This window comes from Alcanivorax hongdengensis A-11-3 (assembly GCF_000300995.1).
Classification (GTDB): domain Bacteria; phylum Pseudomonadota; class Gammaproteobacteria; order Pseudomonadales; family Alcanivoracaceae; genus Alcanivorax; species Alcanivorax hongdengensis.
The window spans coordinates 13,207-29,805 of the sequence record NZ_AMRJ01000022.1 but is presented as its reverse complement, the minus strand read 5'-3'; the positions used below and the strand labels follow the sequence as shown (position 1 = coordinate 29,805).

Genomic DNA, 16,599 nt, shown 5'->3' with positions numbered 1-16,599 from the left:
TAACGACAAGACATTGAGCACAAGGGATGTACTCAAGGGGGAAGTAGTCATGATCAAGGTACTGGTGGTCGACGATCACGATCTGGTTCGGACAGGGATTGCCCGCATGCTGGATGACGTGGACGGCATACGAGTCGTCGGCGAGGCCAGCTCCGGTGAACAGGCGGTGCAACTGGCCCGGGAGCTGTCACCGGATGTGGTGCTGATGGACCTGAAAATGCCGGGCATCGGTGGTCTGGAGGCCACGCGCAAGCTATTGCGGGTGGATGATGGTATCCGCGTGATCGCGGTAACCATGTGCGAGGAAGAACCTTTCCCGTCGCGGCTGATGAAAGCCGGCGCCGCCGGCTACATGACCAAGGGCGCGGCGCTGGATGAAATGCTGCGTGCCATCAAGGTGGTGGTGTCCGGCCAGCGCTATATCAGCCCGGAAATTGCCCAGGCCATGGCGCTCAAGCCCTACACCGGCGACGAGACCTCGCCGTTCGACCTGCTCTCCGAGCGGGAGCTGCAGATCATGATGATGATTGTCAGCTGTCACAAGGTGCAGGACGTGGCCGACAAGTTGTGCCTGTCTCCGAAAACGGTCAACACCTACCGTTACCGTATTTTCGACAAGCTGGGTGTCACCAGCGATGTGGAAATGGTGTTGCTGGCCGTGCGCCACGGCATGCTTGATACCTCGGAGTTGCACACCGCCTGACGTTTTGGCCCTCGCCGGCGGCTGTTACAATAACGCTTTTGACCGCCAGGACATGCCCGCGTGAGTGCCTTTGATTCCGCCCACTTTCTTCAGCATTGCGCCCGCAAGCCGGGTGTCTACCGCATGTACGACAAGGCCGGCGCGGTGCTGTATGTGGGCAAGGCGCGCAACCTGCAGGCACGGCTGAGCAGTTATTTCCAGAAGAACGTTTCCAGCGTCAAGACCCGGGCGCTGGTGGCCCGTATCGCCGAGGTGCAAACCACGGTAACCGGCAGTGAGGCCGAGGCACTGTTGCTGGAACAGTCGTTGATCAAGTCGCTGCGCCCGCCCTACAACATTCTGCTGCGTGACGACAAATCCTATCCCTATATCCGTATCACCACCGCCGATCGTTTTCCGCGTGTCACCTTTCATCGTGGCACCCGTCGTGCCGGTAGTCAGTATTTCGGGCCTTACCCCAGTGGCGGGGCGGTGCGTGAGGCCATTGCCCTGGTGGAGAAGGTGTTCCGGGTGCGCAACTGCCGTGACAGTTTCTTTCGCAACCGCACACGGCCCTGTCTGCAGCATCAGATCAACCGCTGTACGGCGCCCTGTGTGGGGTTGGTCAGTGACGAGGATTACGGCCGCCAGGTGAAGATGGCGATGGATTTTCTGGATGGTCGCAGCCGACAGGTGACAGAGCAGCTCAGTGCCGAGATGGAGGCGGCCTCCCAGGCGCTGGAATTCGAGCGAGCCGCCATGTTGCGTGATCAGCTGGCCGCGATTCAGGCGGTGCAGCAGAAACAGTATGCGGAAACCGGGCAGGGCAATGACCTGGATGCGGTGGCCCTGGGAACGCGCCATGGTCTGGCGGTGGTGGAGGTGCTGATGATCCGCCACGGTCGCATCCTCGGCCATCGCACCTTCCGGCCGGATACCCGCGGCGAGGAAGACCGTAATGAAATTCTGGAAGCTTTCCTGGCCCAGTATTATCTGGGTGAACGCGATGACGCGGTGATTCCCCAGGAAATTCTGCTCAGTGATGAATTGCCCGGCGCGCAGGCCCTGCAGCAGGCCTTGCAACAGCAGTGGGGCCGCAAGGTGCGCCTGGCCTGGCGAGTGCGGGGGGACCGTGCCGCCTGGCTGGAAATGGCCGCCACCAATGCCAGTCAGTCACTGGATGCGGACCTGGCCGCCCGGGAGCATCTGGAGGCACGGTTCATGGCTCTGGAACAACTGCTCGAGCGCGATCAGCCGGTGCGCTGGATCGAGTGCTTCGATATCAGCCACACCCAGGGGGAGAAAGCCGTGGCCTCCTGCGTCGTGTTCGATCAGCAGGGCGCCCGCAAGAGCGACTACCGCCATTTCAATGTCAGCCCCACGGCGGCCGGGGATGACTATGAAGCGCTGGAAGAGGCGGTAACCCGTCGCTATCAGCGAGTCGTCAAGGAGCAGGGACGGCTGCCGGACCTGCTGCTGATCGATGGCGGCAAGGGGCAGATGCAACGGGCCTGGGAGGTGATCTGCTCACTGCAGCTTGAGTCGCAGATGCTGGTCATGGGCATCGGCAAGGGCCCCAGCCGCCGGCCGGGGCTGGAGGTGTTGTATCTGCCGGATGGCCGTGAACTGGTGCCGGGGCCTGCCCACGCCGGCCTGCATCTGCTTCAACAGGTCCGTGACGAAGCCCACCGCTTTGCACTGACCGGCCACCGGGCGCGGCGGGGCAAGACGCGACGACAATCCGGGCTGGACGAAATTCCCGGCATCGGGCCCAAGCGACGCAAGGCCCTGCTGACCCATTTCGGCGGCCTGAAACAGCTGCGTAATGCCTCGGTCAGCGAACTGGCGCGGGTGCCCGGTATCAATGTACAAATGGCCGAGACCCTTTATCACTGGTTCCACGAATAGGGCAGATGCCGTCATTTGCCTGTAATCGGCAATGAGGTGGCGGCCACTTTCCGTTATACTGTGGGCTTGTTCACGCGAATCGGTAGTAGCCATGCGCCAAGCGAATCCCCTGATGAATCTTCCCAATATCCTCACCCTGATCCGCGTTCTGGCTATTCCCGTTCTTGTTCTTGTCTACTATGTGCCGTTCAAGGGCAGCCATATCTGTGCCGCCGGCCTGTTTCTGGCTGCGGGCATCACCGACTGGCTGGACGGTTATCTGGCGCGCCGTCTCAACCAGACCAGCCCCTTTGGTGCCTTTCTGGACCCGGTGGCCGACAAGCTGATTGTCGGTGTGGCGCTGGTGATGCTGGTGCAGGTCCATGCCACCGCCTGGCTGGCGGTGCCGGCCATGGTCATCGTCTCCCGGGAGATCACTGTTTCCGCCCTGCGCGAATGGATGGCGGAGCTGGGCAAGCGGGCGCGGGTGGCCGTCAGCCAGCTTGGCAAGATAAAGACCGTGGCGCAGATGTCGGCGATTACCCTGTTGCTGGCGCAGAAGCCGGCGTTTGATTTCCATGGCGATATTGTCATGACACCCTGGTTGTGGCTGAGTTATGGTCTGTTGTATGTGGCAACCGGGCTGACTTTGTGGTCCATGATGTCCTATCTGCGGGCAGCGGCGCCGGAATTGCTCAAAAGTCAGTCAAAGTCCTGAAAATACAGAAAAAACAGGACAAAACAGGGTTGACACTCCGGGGCCGATGGGTAGAATTCTTCCCCGCAACGGAGCAATGCTTCTTGTAGCAAAGCGGGAATAGCTCAGCTGGTAGAGCACAACCTTGCCAAGGTTGGGGTCGCGAGTTCGAATCTCGTTTCCCGCTCCAAGATTTCCTAAACCTCGGTTCCACCGAGGTTTTTTCTTGGTAGACAGTTAAGGCGCGGTGGCAGAGTGGTTATGCAGCGGACTGCAACTCCGTGTACGCCGGTTCGATTCCGACCCGCGCCTCCAATCTACTGACCCGCACGGTCACCGCCCGGGTGGCGAAATTGGTAGACGCAACGGACTTAAAATCCGTTGACCCTTGGGTCGTGCGGGTTCAAGTCCCGCCCCGGGCACCATCCGCTTGTTGATACATCTTCTTTCCTTTTGTTTCTTTCCCTCTCAAGAATGTCTGCAAAATCAGGCAGCTAGTCGTGTTAGTTCAGGCGTTTTATTGCCGTACACAGCGCGTTTCTGGTAGCCTCACCCTTTAGTATTAGCCTTGTTGGGCCATACAGAACAACAAGCCGGAAAAGGCAAGAGGGTACTCCTGATGAACTGGTTCCAGAACCTGTCCGTGCGGCTGAAGATCCTGTCAGTGGCCGGGCTGGGCATTGCGCTGTTTGTCGTTTACGCGGCCTACAGTTACTACATTGCCGAAACCAATATCGATCATTTACAGCGCATCGAGAAACAGGATTTTCCGGTTCTTGAAATGATCAATGCCAACAATGTGGAATTCATTTCCATCAGTGAATCCTACATTGCGGCAATTACCCAGGCGGATGCCGACCTCCTGTCAGAGGCGAAAAGCCGCGCGGATGCCTTCAAGCAGCGCCTGGCGCAGATCAGCCGCACGGACCCGACCCTGCGTGACGGCGTGGATGAGCTCAGTCAGGCCTTTTCCAGTTACATCAGCACTGCCACCAGTCTGGCACGGGGCATGATCGACAACAGCATTCCCTCCGACCAGATGTACAGCCGCATTACCCGTGTGCGTGAGCTGCAGAATCAGTACGAAGACGCCCAGAAGGATTTTGAAAAGCAGCGCTATGAGGCTTTCCGCAGCACTCTCAATACCAGCCACGAAGATAACCTGAGTACCCAGAAAATCGGCATGCTGCTGGGCCTGGTGGCGTTCACCCTGTTGGCACTGATCGCCCTGAGAGTTACCCGCGCCATTACCCGTCCGCTGGAAGGGGCGGTGGAAGCGGCCGACAACATTGCCAACGGCAAGTGGAATACCGATATTGCGGATACCGGCCGGGATGAAACCGGCCAGCTGCTGCGAGCCATTCGCAAGATGCGTGATGCGCTGGTGTCGCGCTACCGGGAGGACCGCAAGCAGGAAACCGTCAAGAATCACTTGGCCGAGCTCAATGCCCGCATGCGCGGTGACATGCCCCTGGAAGAGCTGGGCAACAACATGCTCAGTTTTCTGGTGCCGGTGCTGGAGGCCCAGGTGGGCGCTTTTTACACCCTCGACCAGAGCAACAATCAGCTGACGCTCAGCAGCTCCTATGCCATGCAGCGGCGCAAGCACCTGGCCAACGCATTCAAGCTGGGCGAGTCGCTGGTGGGGCAGTGTGCCCTGGAGCGCAAAAGCATCCTGCTTGAGCAGGTGCCCGAGGATTACATCAGCATCAGTTCCGGTACCGGCGTTGGCAATCCCCGCAATGTGGTGGTGATGCCGATCATCCACGAAGAGGAAGTCAAAGGGGTGCTGGAGCTGGGCTCGTTCAACCCCTTCAGCGACGATGACATGGCTTTTCTGGAACAGGGCGCCGGTGTCATCGGTGTGTCCCTGCACAGCGCCCAGAGTCGCCTGCGGCTCGGGGCCATGCTGGAACAGACCCGTCAGCAGGCCGAAGAGCTGGCCATGCAGAAGGAGGAGATGACCCAGGTCAACACGGATCTGGAAGAGCAGGCCATGGAACTGGCAGCCTCCGAATCGCGCCTGCAACAACAGCAGGAAGAGCTCAAGGCTATCAATGAGGAGCTGGAATCCCAGACCCAGGCCCTGCGCGCCTCCGAGGAAAGTCTGCAGGCCCAGCAGGAAGAGCTGCGTGTCACCAACGAGGAGCTGGAGGCCCAGGCCCGGCTGCTCACCGAACAGAAAACCGAAATGGCGCAGAAGAATGATGAGCTGGAAAAGCTGCGCCACGAGCTGGAAGACAAGATCAAGGAACTGGAGCTGTCCTCCAAGTACAAGTCCGAATTCCTTTCCACCATGAGCCATGAGCTGCGCACACCGCTCAACTCGATTCTGATCCTGTCCAATGCCCTGGGGCAGAACAAGAAAGGCAACCTGGATGAAAAGCAGGTCGAGCACGCCCAGGTAATCCATTCCGCCGGCTCCGACCTGCTTAGTCTGATCAATGACATCCTCGATATTTCCAAGATCGAGGAGGGCAAGATGGATGTGGTGATCGACGACCTGACACCGCAGGAAATGCGTGAGCATTTCCGTCGTCATTTCGCCCACGTGGCAGAAAGCCGTGGCCTGGAGTTCCATGTGGACCTGGGTGACAACCTGCCCGAGCACTTCTATACCGATCGCCAGCGCCTGGAGCAGATCATCAAGAATCTGCTTTCCAACGCCCTCAAGTTCACCGACCAGGGCTCGGTGACCCTGGGCATCAGTCGTCCGGATGCCGAGGCGCGTCTGCCGTCACGGCATTTGGTGCCCGGTCAGACCCTGTGTTTCTCGGTGACCGACACCGGCGTGGGGATTCCCGAAGAGAAGCAGAAGCTGATTTTCGAGGCCTTCCAGCAAGCCGACGGTACCACCAGCCGCAAATATGGTGGCACCGGCCTGGGGCTGACCATTTCCCGGGAACTGGCGCGCCTGCTGGGTGGCGAGATCAGCCTCTACAGTGACGGCGAAGGCCAGGGCGCCACTTTCATGTTCTATGTGCCGATCGGCAATGCCGACACCGTGGTGCAACTGGATGAGAACGAACTGGATAGCGATGTGGGCGCCAATGCCGAGGCCCATACCGCTGCCACCGCACCGGTGGATGGTGCCAACGAGGACTATGTGGTCCGCGAAAAGACCGTGCTGGTGGTCGAGGATGACGAGGATTTTGCCGGCGTACTGGTGGAGCTGGCCGCCGATTACGGGCTGGAAAGCCATGTCTGCAGTGATGGCGAATCCGGTCTGGAATACGCCAGTCATTACCGCCCCAGTGCCATTATTCTGGACATCGGCCTGCCGGGCATTGATGGCTGGGAAGTGATGGAGAAGCTCAAGGCGGACCCGCGCACCCAGGATATCCCGGTGCATTTCCTGTCCGGCAAGGATGAGCGCAAGAAAGCCCTGGAGCTGGGCGCCATCGATTTCATGACCAAGCCGGTTAATCAGGACCAGATTCTCTCTGCCTTCGCCAAGATCGAGGGGGCCATCGAGAAGAATGTGCGCCGCTTGCTGGTGGTGGAAGACAGTGAAATCCAGCACGAGAGTATTCGCGAGCTGTTCGATCAGAAGGGCGTGGAGATCACCGCTGCCACCAGTGGCCAGGAAGCCCTGGAAGCCCTGCGCGAGACCGTGTTTGATTGCATGATCCTGGATCTGACGCTGCCGGACATGAGCGGTTTTGAACTGCTTGAGAAACTGCATGGCAATGATCAGTACGACAGCGTGCCGGTGGTCATCTACACCGGCAAGGACCTGACCCGCGAGGAAGAGGCGAAGCTGCGCAAGTACGCCGACCGAATCATCCTCAAGACCGAGCGCTCCCACGAGCGCCTGCTCAACGAGGCATCCCTGTTCCTGCACTGGCTGGAGTCCACATTGCCGTCCGGCCGTCGCCCCTCCGCCGGTGCCATCGAGCACCGTGATGATATCTTCGAGGGCAAGCAGTTGCTGCTGGTGGACGATGACATGCGCAATATCTATGCGCTGTCGGCGCAGATGGAAGAGCTGGGCTTTGAGATAACCCTCGCCAACAATGGTCGTGAAGCCCTGGAAGCCCTGGATGCCAATCCGGCCATGGACATCGTGCTGATGGATATCATGATGCCGGAAATGGATGGCTACGAGGCCATGGGCCATATTCGCGAGCAGAAACGTTTCGCCAAGTTGCCGATCCTGGCACTGACCGCCAAGGCCATGAAAGACGACCGCGCCAAGTGTATCGACGCCGGTGCCAATGATTACTGCTCCAAGCCCATTGATATGGCCAAACTGACCTCGCTGTTGCGGGTGTGGCTGCACAAGTGAGGGACCCGGATATGGAACCGGTGATGCCGATTGATGATGATCAGGTCAACGTGGAAGAGGTGGAAATCCGCCTGTTGCTGGAGGCCATCTATCAGCTGTATGGCTACGACTTCCGCTCCTACAGCCGGGCGTCCATGCGCCGGCGCATCATGCATCGCCTGACCATGTCCGGCTTTTCCACCATCATGGAAATGACCGACCGGGTACTGCGTGATCGTCAGTTCTTTGTCACTTTGCTCAATGATCTGACCGTCAACGTCACCGAGATGTACCGTGATCCGGAGTTCTACCGTGCTTTTCGCGAGGAGGTGATCCCGGTCCTCAAGACCTTCCCGTTCATCAAGATCTGGCATGCCGGCTGCTCCACCGGCGAGGAAATCTACTCCATGGCCATCCTGCTGGAAGAGGAAGGCCTGTACGAGCGCGCCATGATCTATGCCACCGACATTGACAAGAATGTACTGGCCACCGCCAAAAAGGGCATCTACTCCATTGAGGCCGTCAAGCAATACGCTGACAATTACCGCCGGGCAGGTGGGCGCAATTCCCTGTCCGACTATTTCACGGCCCGCTACGACAGCGTGATCATGGAGCAGCGGCTCAAGCGCAATATCGTGTTTGCCGACCATGACCTGGCAACCGATCAGGTTTTTGGAGAAATGCACGTTATTCTGTGCCGCAATGTGCTTATCTACTTTGACCGGGCATTGCAGGAGCGAGTGATCCGGCTGTTCAGTGACAGCCTCGACATGGGCGGCTTTCTGTGTCTGGGCACCAAGGAAAGTCTGCGTTTCAGTGGCCACGACGAGGCATTTGACGTGGTCAACAAGCCGTTGCGAATATTCCGCAAGCGGCAATTTCAACATCATGCATGAATTTAGAGAATCAAGATGATCGAGCAGAAGTTGTTATTGGTGGACGATCAGCCGGCGAACCTGGTGTCGCTGGAGGCGATTCTGGAGGAGGAAGGGCGCACGCTTATCAGTGTGCATTCCGGCCAGGAAGCGCTGAAAGTTCTGCTCAAGGAAGATATTTCCCTGGTGCTGCTGGACGTGCAGATGCCCGGCATGGATGGCTTTGAAGTGGCAGAGCTGATGCGCCAGCGCAAGGATACCCAGACCATCCCGATTATTTTCGTGACCGCCATCAGCAAGGAAAAGCAGTACGTCTTCAAGGGATACCAGGCCGGTGCAGTGGATTACCTTTTCAAGCCCCTGGATCCACTGATCCTGAAAAGCAAGGTGGACTTCTTTCTCAAGCTCGACCATCAGCGGCGCGAGCTGCAACAGAAACTCAAGGAAGCCCAGGCCCATCGGGCCGCCTATGAGGCCGAGAAATCACGTCGAGGCGACGACTAGACGTCGTCCCCGAGGGTAAGATGCGCCATGGACAGCCAACGCAAACCGTAGTGATGGGGGCCTCCTGGGGAGGCTTGAACGCCTATACCACCATACTGTCTGCACTGCCCGAGGATTTTCCCGCTGCCATTCTGCTGGTGCAACATCAGCATGCCAGCGCGGAAAACCGCTTGCCATGGTTGCTGGCGCGCTACTGTGCCTTGCCCGTTATCGCCCCGGAAGACAAGGAGCCGATTCTTCCCGGGCACATCTATGTGGCGCCACCGGGCTATCACATGCTGGTGGACAGTGACGAAACAGTGGCTTTTTCCGTGGGTCGGCCCGTACACTTTTCGCGGCCTGCCATCGATGAACTTTTCTTCTCTGCCGCCACGGTTTACGGCAGCAGATTGACAGGTGTGATTCTGACCGGCGCCAACGAGGACGGTGCCGCCGGTTGTGAATACATACAACGCCGCGGGGGATTGACCATCGCCCAGTCACCGGTCAGCTCGGAAGCCCCGGTGATGCCAGAAGCGGCCATAAAAACAGGTGCAATATCCAGGGTGCTGGATCTGGAACGGATCGGCCCCTTTTTGGCGGAACATTTAAGCGGGTAACAGCACGATGAAGCAGAACATTCTGGTTGTGGATGACCATAGGGAAAACCTGATTGCGCTGGAGGCGATCCTGGACGGGGAGGGCCGCAATCTGGTGATGGCGGAGTCCGGAAACGAGGCACTGGGCCTGGCGCTCAAGCACGACTTTGCCCTGGTGTTGCTGGATGTGCAGATGCCGGAAATGGACGGCTTTGAAGTCGCCGAGCTGATGCGCAAGAACAAGAAGACACGGCACATCCCCATCATCTTTGTCACGGCCATTTCCAAGGAACAGAAATACGTCTTCAAGGGCTACCAGTGCGGCGCCGTCGACTATCTGTTCAAACCCATCGACCAGCAGATACTGGAAGCCAAGGTCACGGTATTTCTGGAACTGGACCGCCAGCGGCGCAAGCTCCAGCAGGCGGTGGTACAGATGAAGCGGCTAAAGGATGAAAACGAGCGGTTGCTGCATGCCCTGGGCGAAGCGGTCATCGGTTCGGACACCCAGGGCCGCATCACCTTCTGTAACGAAGCCGCCTGCGCCCTGACCGGGCGACACCGGGATGAACTGGTCGGCAATGACATGGCCGAGATCCTGCTCAACGATGATACCGGCCGGGCACGCTGGGCCTGGCAGGATTCCCCGGTGCTGGCCGCCTGTCAGAATGGCGAAGACTGGCACAATGAACACAGCCTCTATACAAATAGTCATGAAGGCCTGATAGCCTTGTCCCTGCGAGCCAACCCGATCCTCAATGACAGTGGTGATTTCACCGGCCTGGTCACCGTGATCCGCCAGGCCCGGGACGAGAACGAAGCCGACAATGGCCGGGACCATCGTCGCCACCCCCGCAAGAAAATGTTCCGGGAGATGGTGGTCTTCGACCGCAGCACCGGCGGCAATGTGGGCCGGCTGATGAACCTCAGCGAGGACGGCTTCAAGCTCTTTACCCGGCGCGAGCTGGCGCCGGGCGAGACCCTGCAGCTGGGTATGGTATTGCCCGACCAGATTGCCGGGGTCAACACCACCAGCTTTGACGCGCGGGTGATCTGGTGCGAAAGTCTGGACGCTCCGGGCGAGTTCCAGGCCGGCTTCCAGTTTCTGGATCTGGTTCGTACCTCGCGCGATGTGATAGAAACCTTGATGGACAAATATTAATAATGAACGCGACCCCGTCCACGGAAGAGACCCTGTCCAGCCCGGCCCTGCTGCCCTACGGCTTTGCCCGACGCTATGGCGTATTGCTGCGCGAAAAGGATGGCCACCAGGAGCTGTGCTACCGGGGGGACGTGTCGGTGGGAGCGCTCAGTGAAGTACAGCGCTGGCTGGGTTTCCTGCCTCCGCTGGTCAATCTGGATGACAGCAGCTTTGCCAGCAGCATGGCGCTGGCCTACGAGCAGCAGCGTGGCGCTGCAGCGGAGGCCGCCGATGACCTGGAATCCCTGGACCTGGCCAGCCTCGCCGATGCCCTGCCGGAAACCGCCGACCTGCTGGAGCAGGAAGACGACGCGCCCATCATTCGCCTGATCAATGCGCTCCTGCAGGAGGCCATCCGGGAGGATGCCTCGGATATTCATATCGAGACCTTTGAGCGCCGCCTGGTGGTGCGCATGCGGGTGGATGGCGTATTGCGTGAAGTGTTGACCCCCAAGCGCGAGCTGGCCTCGCTGCTGGTTTCGCGTATCAAGGTTATGGCGCGGCTGGATATCGCCGAAAAACGCGTTCCCCAGGATGGCCGGATTTCCCTGCGTATCGGTGGCCGGGACGTGGATGTGCGGGTCTCCACCATGCCCTCCAGTAACGGCGAACGTGTGGTGTTGCGTCTGCTCGACAAGCAGGCCGGCCGTCTGCAGCTATCCCACCTGGGGATGGGGGAGGCCAGCCACAAGCGCATGCTGGAGCTGATTCACAAACCCCATGGCATCATTCTGGTCACCGGGCCCACCGGCTCCGGTAAGACCACCACCCTGTATGCCTCCATCACCGATCTCAACGACAGCTCACGCAATATCCTCACGGTGGAAGACCCGATCGAATACCAGCTGGAAGGTATCGGCCAGACCCAGGTTAACCCCAAGGTGGACATGACCTTTGCCCGGGGTCTGCGCGCCATTCTCCGTCAGGACCCGGACGTGGTGATGGTGGGCGAGATTCGTGATCTGGAGACCGCCGAAATTGCCGTACAGGCCTCCCTCACCGGTCACCTGGTGCTTTCCACACTGCACACCAATACCGCCGTTGGTGCCGTCACCCGCCTTCAGGACATGGGTATCGAGCCCTTCCTGCTGTCCAGCTCCCTGCTGGGCGCGCTGGCCCAGCGACTGGTGCGGGTTCTTTGCGATGACTGCAAGACTCCCTATGAGCCCAGCGACAGCGAACGGGCCATGATGGGGCTGAGCGCCGATGAGCCCTGCACGCTTTATCATCCCGCCGGTTGCGAGCACTGCAACCAGCAGGGGTACCGCGGTCGTACTGGTATCTACGAGCTGGTGCTGGTTGACGACACCATGCGTGAGCTGATCCATGACCGGGCCGGGGAGCTCGAGCTGGGCCGCCATGCCCGCAAGCTGACGCCTAGCATTCGTGAAGACGGCTGGCGCAAGGTCCGTGCCGGCCAGACCAGCATTGAAGAAGTGCTGCGGGTAACCCGGGAAGACTGATGCCAGCGTTTGAGTTCAAGTCCCTTGACCATCGCGGCAAGGTCAAAAAAGGCACCCTGGAAGCCGATAGTGCCCGTCAGGTGCGCCAGCAACTACGCGACAAGGGCTGGGTGCCGCTGGAAGTGCATGAGGCCGGTGACAAGGCCGGCGCAGGCATGGCCCGTTTCTCCGCCTCGGGCAAGCTCAAGGGCGCTGAACTGGCGTTGATTACCCGCCAGCTGGCCACCTTGCTCAAATCCGGTCTGCCGGTGGAGCAGGCATTGTCCGCGGTAGCCAAGCAATCCGCCAATGACCGCGTAGAGCGCATCATGCTGGCCGTGCGCGCCAAGGTCCGCGAAGGGCACAGCATGGCCCGCAGCCTGGCATCCTTTCCCCGCGCCTTCTCGGAAATGTACCGGGCCACCGTGGACGCCGGCGAGCAGAGTGGTCACCTGGAGCAGGTACTGTCCCAGCTGGCCGATTATCTGGAAACCCGTCATGACACCGGCCGCTCGGTGGCCCAGGCCATGGTTTACCCGGCTTTCATCATGGTCTTTGCCAGCATAGTCATCCTGCTATTGATGACCATGGTGGTACCCAAGCTGGTGGCGGTGTTCGAAAACCGCAACCAGGCGCTGCCGTTGGTGACCCGGGTGGTGATCTTTCTTAGTGACTTCGTGCGCGACTGGGGCTGGCTGCTCGGCCTGATTCTGGTTGCCGCCATTGTCTTCTTCCTGCGCGCCATGCGGGACCCGGGCTTTCGCTTCCGGGTCCACCAGCGCCTGGCGGCCACGCCGATGGTCGGCACCATGCTGCGGGCCGCTGACAGTGCCCGCCTGGCCAGCACCCTGGGGATTCTGGGTCGCGCCGGGGTGCCGCTGGTGGACGCGCTCTTTATCGCCGCCCAGGTGGTAGGAAACCTGGCGGTACGGGATGCGGTCAAAACCGCTGCAGTGCGCGTGCGCGAAGGGGGCAATCTCAGCCGTGCCCTGGAGGTGAGTGGCTATTTCCCGCCCATGCTGGTGCAGATGATTGCCAGTGGCGAAGCCAGCGGCGAACTCGACCACATGCTGACCCGGGCGGCGGATTATCAGGAGCGGGAGCTGAGCAGTACGGTCAGCACCCTGGTCGGCCTGCTTGGCCCCATTATGTTGTTAATAATGGCCGGAGTCGTGATTCTGATTGTACTGTCAGTCATGCTCCCCATAATGCAGATGAACAATTTTCTGGCCCACTAGGCCTGAGGTGGAACAATGAAAGCAAGACGTAGTGCCATGTCCGGTTTTACCCTGCTGGAAATCATGGTGGTAGTGGCCATCATCGGTTTACTGGCGGCAGTAATCGTGCCCAACGTGATCGGGCAGGGGGAATCCGCCAAGATTGACCTGACCAAGGCCAACATGGGCAAGATCGTTCAGCAGCTGGATCTGTACAAGTTCAATAACGGTAGCTACCCGACCACCGAAGAAGGGCTGAAAGCCCTGGTCGAGCGCCCCAATTCCGCCAAGAAATGGCCGGAGGGCGGTTACCTGCCGAAGGTACCCCAGGACCCCTGGAACAACGATTACGTTTACCTGAGCCCGGGTGTTGACGGCCCCTATGACCTGTACTCCCTGGGGGCGGATGGCGCCGAGGGCGGTGAGGGTAACGACGCGGACATTAGCTGGCGCGACGTTCAGTAAGATGCTCGCCCCGGCCCGGCAGCGCGGCTTTACCCTGCTGGAAATCATGGTGGTGGTAAGCCTGATTGCCCTGTTGAGCCTGGTGGTGGTGACCCAGACCACCTGGGTGGACGACGACCACCAGCTGGACGACGAATCCGCGCGCCTGAAAGACGCCATTTCCCTGCTCAATGAGCGCAGTCTGTTTTCCGGGCAGCTGCTGGCACTGCGTCTGCAGGACAACGGCTGGACGCCGCTGGCCTATGACCTGGTCAAACAGCAGTTTGTGCCGGTTACCATTACCGGGCTGCAGGCCCGGCAGTTGCCGCCCTCCCTGGAGCTGGTCTGGCAGCTCGATGACCTGCAGGACGATGACAATCCTGACCCGGTCTCCCTGAAAGACGTGGCCGATACCCTGGTAAAAAAACGTCGGCAAAATGGTATGGATACCCTGCAGAATCCGGATGACGATGGCGACGATGGGGCCGGGCAGGGCAGTGAAGACAAGGAAGAGGATAAACCCTTTCCCCAGGTATTCTTTTTCCCCAGCGGCGAGACCTCGCCGGTGACGCTGACGTTGCGCTCGCGCGATGATATTGATGCCGAGCAACGCATCAAACTCTCGGCGCTGGGTCATATCTCCGACCCGGATGTACCGGACGACCAGCAGGAAAAACACAGCGGCAGGGTCACCGACGAAGTCCAGCGACAGCAAAGCCTGGAGGACGCGCCATGAGCCGCCGTGGATCTGCCCAGCGTGGCTTCACCCTGGTGGAGGTGCTGATTGCCGTGGCGGTACTGGCACTGGTCATGGTGGTGCTGGGCCAGACCATGGGCTCCACCGCCCGTGCCTACACCAACATCAACGAAACCCGCCTGGGGTATCTGGTGGCGGCGGATAAACTGGTGGAATTGCAGGTCTACCAGCAATGGCCGTCCACCGGCACCTCCGACAGCCAGGAAGAGCGTAACGGTCGAGACTGGTGGATTCGCACGCGCATCAGTGACGGCCCTTACCCGGATACTCGCCGGGTGGATATTGATGTTGGCCCCATGAACGGCGAAGACAAGGGCGGGCTGGCCTACAGCCTGGCCAGTCTGATTGGCAAGCCGGTGTCCGGATGAGCAGGGTACGCGGTTTTACCCTGCTGGAGATGGTCATCACCATCGCCATTTTCGCCATCATCTATATTGCCGTGGCGACCTTTCTGTCCGATGCCCTGCGTGGTCGTGAGCAGCTCACCGAAAGCGCCGAGAAGCTGGAGGACAGCCAGCGGGCCATTACCTACCTGACGCTGGATTTCGAACAGCTGATTGCGCGTCCGGTCCGCGACCCCTATGGCGACCCGATGCCGGCGATCATTGGCCGCGACAATTATGTGGAATTCACCCGGCTGGGCTGGGCCAACCCTTTTGGTCTGCGTGATCGCAGCCAGATGCAGCGAGTGATCTATTCCCTGGAGGACGGCAAGCTCTATCGGCGTTACTGGCCGGTGCTGGATACCAATGTGGCCACCGAATACCAGCAGGACGTACTGCTTGATCATGTGGAAAGCTTCACGGTGCGCTACCTGGACCTCACCCCGCAGGGCGAATGGGTGTGGAAGGAACTGTGGCCGGATGCGGCTCTGGAGGCCGTGCCGGTCTGGCAGCAACGCCTGCCCAAGAGTATCGAGGTGGATATCAAGCTGGAAACCGGCGAGGAAGTTCATCGTTTCTACCGGACGGTGGTGAACCCATGGCAATGAAGCAACGACAGCAGGGCATGGCACTGGTGATTGTACTGTTGCTGTTTGCCATCATCTCCACCATCACCGCCGAAGTGCTGTTCCGCCAGGACCGGTTTCTGACCCGGGCCGACAACCTGCTGCAATGGGACAAGCGCTATCAGTACGCCATGGCCGCGGAAGTGGTGGCCCAGCAGGCCCTGATTGACGATCTGGAAGACGACCGCAGCAATAACGCCATGGTCGATGACTGCGTCGATGAAAAATGGGCGGTACAGCTGCCGCCCACGCCCTATGAAGATGCCATCCTTACTGCCAGCGTCCAGGATCTGCAGGGCCGCTTTAACCTCAACTGGCTGGTCACCAGTGAAGGCGACGGCTTTGTCCGCAACAGCGAGGCCATTGATGAGCTGACACGCCTGCTGCAACAGACGCTGCCGGACCCGGGCAAGGCCTCGCTGATGGCTAACGAAATGGCCGACTGGATCGACTCCAACAACATTGTCGACGGGGTGGAGGGGGCCGAGGACCCGGATTATCGCAACCGCCGCACCCCCAACATGCCGATTGCCCATGAAAGCGAGCTGCGGGCCATCCGCAGCTTTACCCTGAAAGATGAATTTGCCGACCCGCAGAGCTGGGGGCTGTTCACGGCGCTGCCGCTGGGCACCGTGCTCAACGTCAACACCGCCTCGCCCCAGGTTCTGGATGCGGTGGTCGGCAACCTGGCTGGCGAGGCCGGTGTCGAGGCCATTACCAAGGCCCGGGCGGACGAGCCGATTGACGATATTGCCCAGCTTCTGCAGCAATCGCCCTTTGACAAGCTCGATAGTGACAAACGCGACCAATTGTCGGCCAGACTGGGCGTGAGCAGCGAGTATTTTCAGGTTATGGTGGATGTGGAAGTGGATGGTCAGGTGAGTCGGCTGGTGAGCCGGCTGCATCGAGGCAGTGAGGAAGGGGCCGGGACCGACGTGTTCAGCCGGCAGGTAATGCCCCTGCTGACGCCCCTCGAACCCTCCTGCAATCCCTTCTACAATAGCGATAACGCAAAGAATAACGATCAAGGACAGTAACC

The 16,599-nt window shown here is 59.8% G+C and carries 15 protein-coding genes and 3 tRNA genes; all 18 read left to right on the top strand.

Annotation, left to right across the window (positions count from 1 at the left end):
* The first annotated feature begins 49 nt into the window (after window positions 1–49).
* The 18 genes from uvrY to gspK all read left to right on the top strand — a co-directional run bounded on the left by uvrY (window position 50) and on the right by gspK (window position 16,597).
* A complete protein-coding gene (gene uvrY / locus A11A3_RS12780) occupies window positions 50–703 on the top strand; it encodes a UvrY/SirA/GacA family response regulator transcription factor (protein WP_008929729.1) in 654 nt (217 codons plus the stop codon).
* A gap of 60 nt (window positions 704–763) precedes the next feature.
* A complete protein-coding gene (gene uvrC / locus A11A3_RS12775) occupies window positions 764–2,590 on the top strand; it encodes an excinuclease ABC subunit UvrC (protein ID WP_008929728.1) in 1,827 nt (608 codons plus the stop codon).
* 112 nt (window positions 2,591–2,702) lie between these two features.
* Entirely contained in the window at window positions 2,703–3,287 is a 585-nt protein-coding gene (gene pgsA / locus A11A3_RS12770; protein WP_008929727.1) for a CDP-diacylglycerol--glycerol-3-phosphate 3-phosphatidyltransferase, read from the top strand.
* 93 nt (window positions 3,288–3,380) lie between these two features.
* Window positions 3,381–3,456: transfer RNA gene (locus A11A3_RS12765), tRNA-Gly, on the top strand.
* A gap of 51 nt (window positions 3,457–3,507) precedes the next feature.
* Window positions 3,508–3,581 (top strand) — tRNA-Cys (locus A11A3_RS12760).
* A 23-nt stretch (window positions 3,582–3,604) separates the two neighbouring features.
* Window positions 3,605–3,691: transfer RNA gene (locus A11A3_RS12755), tRNA-Leu, on the top strand.
* Window positions 3,692–3,885: 194 nt separating this feature from the next.
* On the top strand, window positions 3,886–7,554 hold the full coding sequence (locus tag A11A3_RS12750) for a response regulator (protein ID WP_008929726.1): 3,669 nt from the start codon (window positions 3,886–3,888) through the stop codon (window positions 7,552–7,554).
* An 11-nt stretch (window positions 7,555–7,565) separates the two neighbouring features.
* The gene (locus A11A3_RS12745; RefSeq protein ID WP_008929725.1) at window positions 7,566–8,429 is read left to right on the top strand and encodes a CheR family methyltransferase; all 864 of its coding nucleotides are present in this window, start codon (window positions 7,566–7,568) and stop codon (window positions 8,427–8,429) included.
* 15 nt (window positions 8,430–8,444) lie between these two features.
* Window positions 8,445–8,912, top strand: coding sequence for a response regulator (locus tag A11A3_RS12740; RefSeq protein WP_008929724.1), 468 nt, complete (start codon window positions 8,445–8,447; stop codon window positions 8,910–8,912).
* 20 nt (window positions 8,913–8,932) lie between these two features.
* On the top strand, window positions 8,933–9,511 hold the full coding sequence (locus A11A3_RS12735; RefSeq protein WP_040297180.1) for a chemotaxis protein CheB: 579 nt from the start codon (window positions 8,933–8,935) through the stop codon (window positions 9,509–9,511).
* A gap of 7 nt (window positions 9,512–9,518) precedes the next feature.
* Window positions 9,519–10,652 carry a response regulator gene (locus tag A11A3_RS12730; RefSeq protein WP_008929722.1) on the top strand — a complete coding sequence of 378 codons (1,134 nt, stop codon included), beginning with the start codon at window positions 9,519–9,521 and terminating at the stop codon, window positions 10,650–10,652.
* Window positions 10,653–10,654: 2 nt separating this feature from the next.
* Complete coding sequence (gene gspE, locus A11A3_RS12725; RefSeq protein ID WP_008929721.1) at window positions 10,655–12,154, top strand: type II secretion system ATPase GspE; 1,500 nt, start codon at window positions 10,655–10,657, stop codon at window positions 12,152–12,154.
* Window positions 12,154–13,371: a type II secretion system inner membrane protein GspF gene (gene gspF / locus A11A3_RS12720; RefSeq protein ID WP_008929720.1), complete on the top strand. Its 1,218-nt coding sequence runs from the start codon at window positions 12,154–12,156 to the stop codon at window positions 13,369–13,371. The genes gspE and gspF overlap by 1 nt, the downstream gene beginning before the upstream one ends.
* Window positions 13,372–13,386: 15 nt before the next feature.
* Window positions 13,387–13,815: a type II secretion system major pseudopilin GspG gene (gene gspG, locus A11A3_RS12715; RefSeq protein ID WP_040297179.1), complete on the top strand. Its 429-nt coding sequence runs from the start codon at window positions 13,387–13,389 to the stop codon at window positions 13,813–13,815.
* 1 nt (window position 13,816) lies between these two features.
* Entirely contained in the window at window positions 13,817–14,530 is a 714-nt protein-coding gene (locus A11A3_RS12710; RefSeq protein ID WP_008929718.1) for a type II secretion system protein, read from the top strand.
* A complete protein-coding gene (gene gspI, locus A11A3_RS12705; protein WP_008929717.1) occupies window positions 14,527–14,919 on the top strand; it encodes a type II secretion system minor pseudopilin GspI in 393 nt (130 codons plus the stop codon). Before A11A3_RS12710 ends, gspI begins: the two co-directional genes overlap by 4 nt.
* Window positions 14,916–15,542 (top strand): type II secretion system minor pseudopilin GspJ, encoded by a 627-nt coding sequence (gene gspJ, locus A11A3_RS12700; protein ID WP_008929716.1) that lies wholly within the window; start codon window positions 14,916–14,918, stop codon window positions 15,540–15,542. The genes gspI and gspJ overlap by 4 nt, the downstream gene beginning before the upstream one ends.
* Window positions 15,533–16,597: a type II secretion system minor pseudopilin GspK gene (gspK, locus tag A11A3_RS12695; RefSeq protein ID WP_237738865.1), complete on the top strand. Its 1,065-nt coding sequence runs from the start codon at window positions 15,533–15,535 to the stop codon at window positions 16,595–16,597. The genes gspJ and gspK overlap by 10 nt, the downstream gene beginning before the upstream one ends.
* Window positions 16,598–16,599 lie beyond the last annotated feature (2 nt).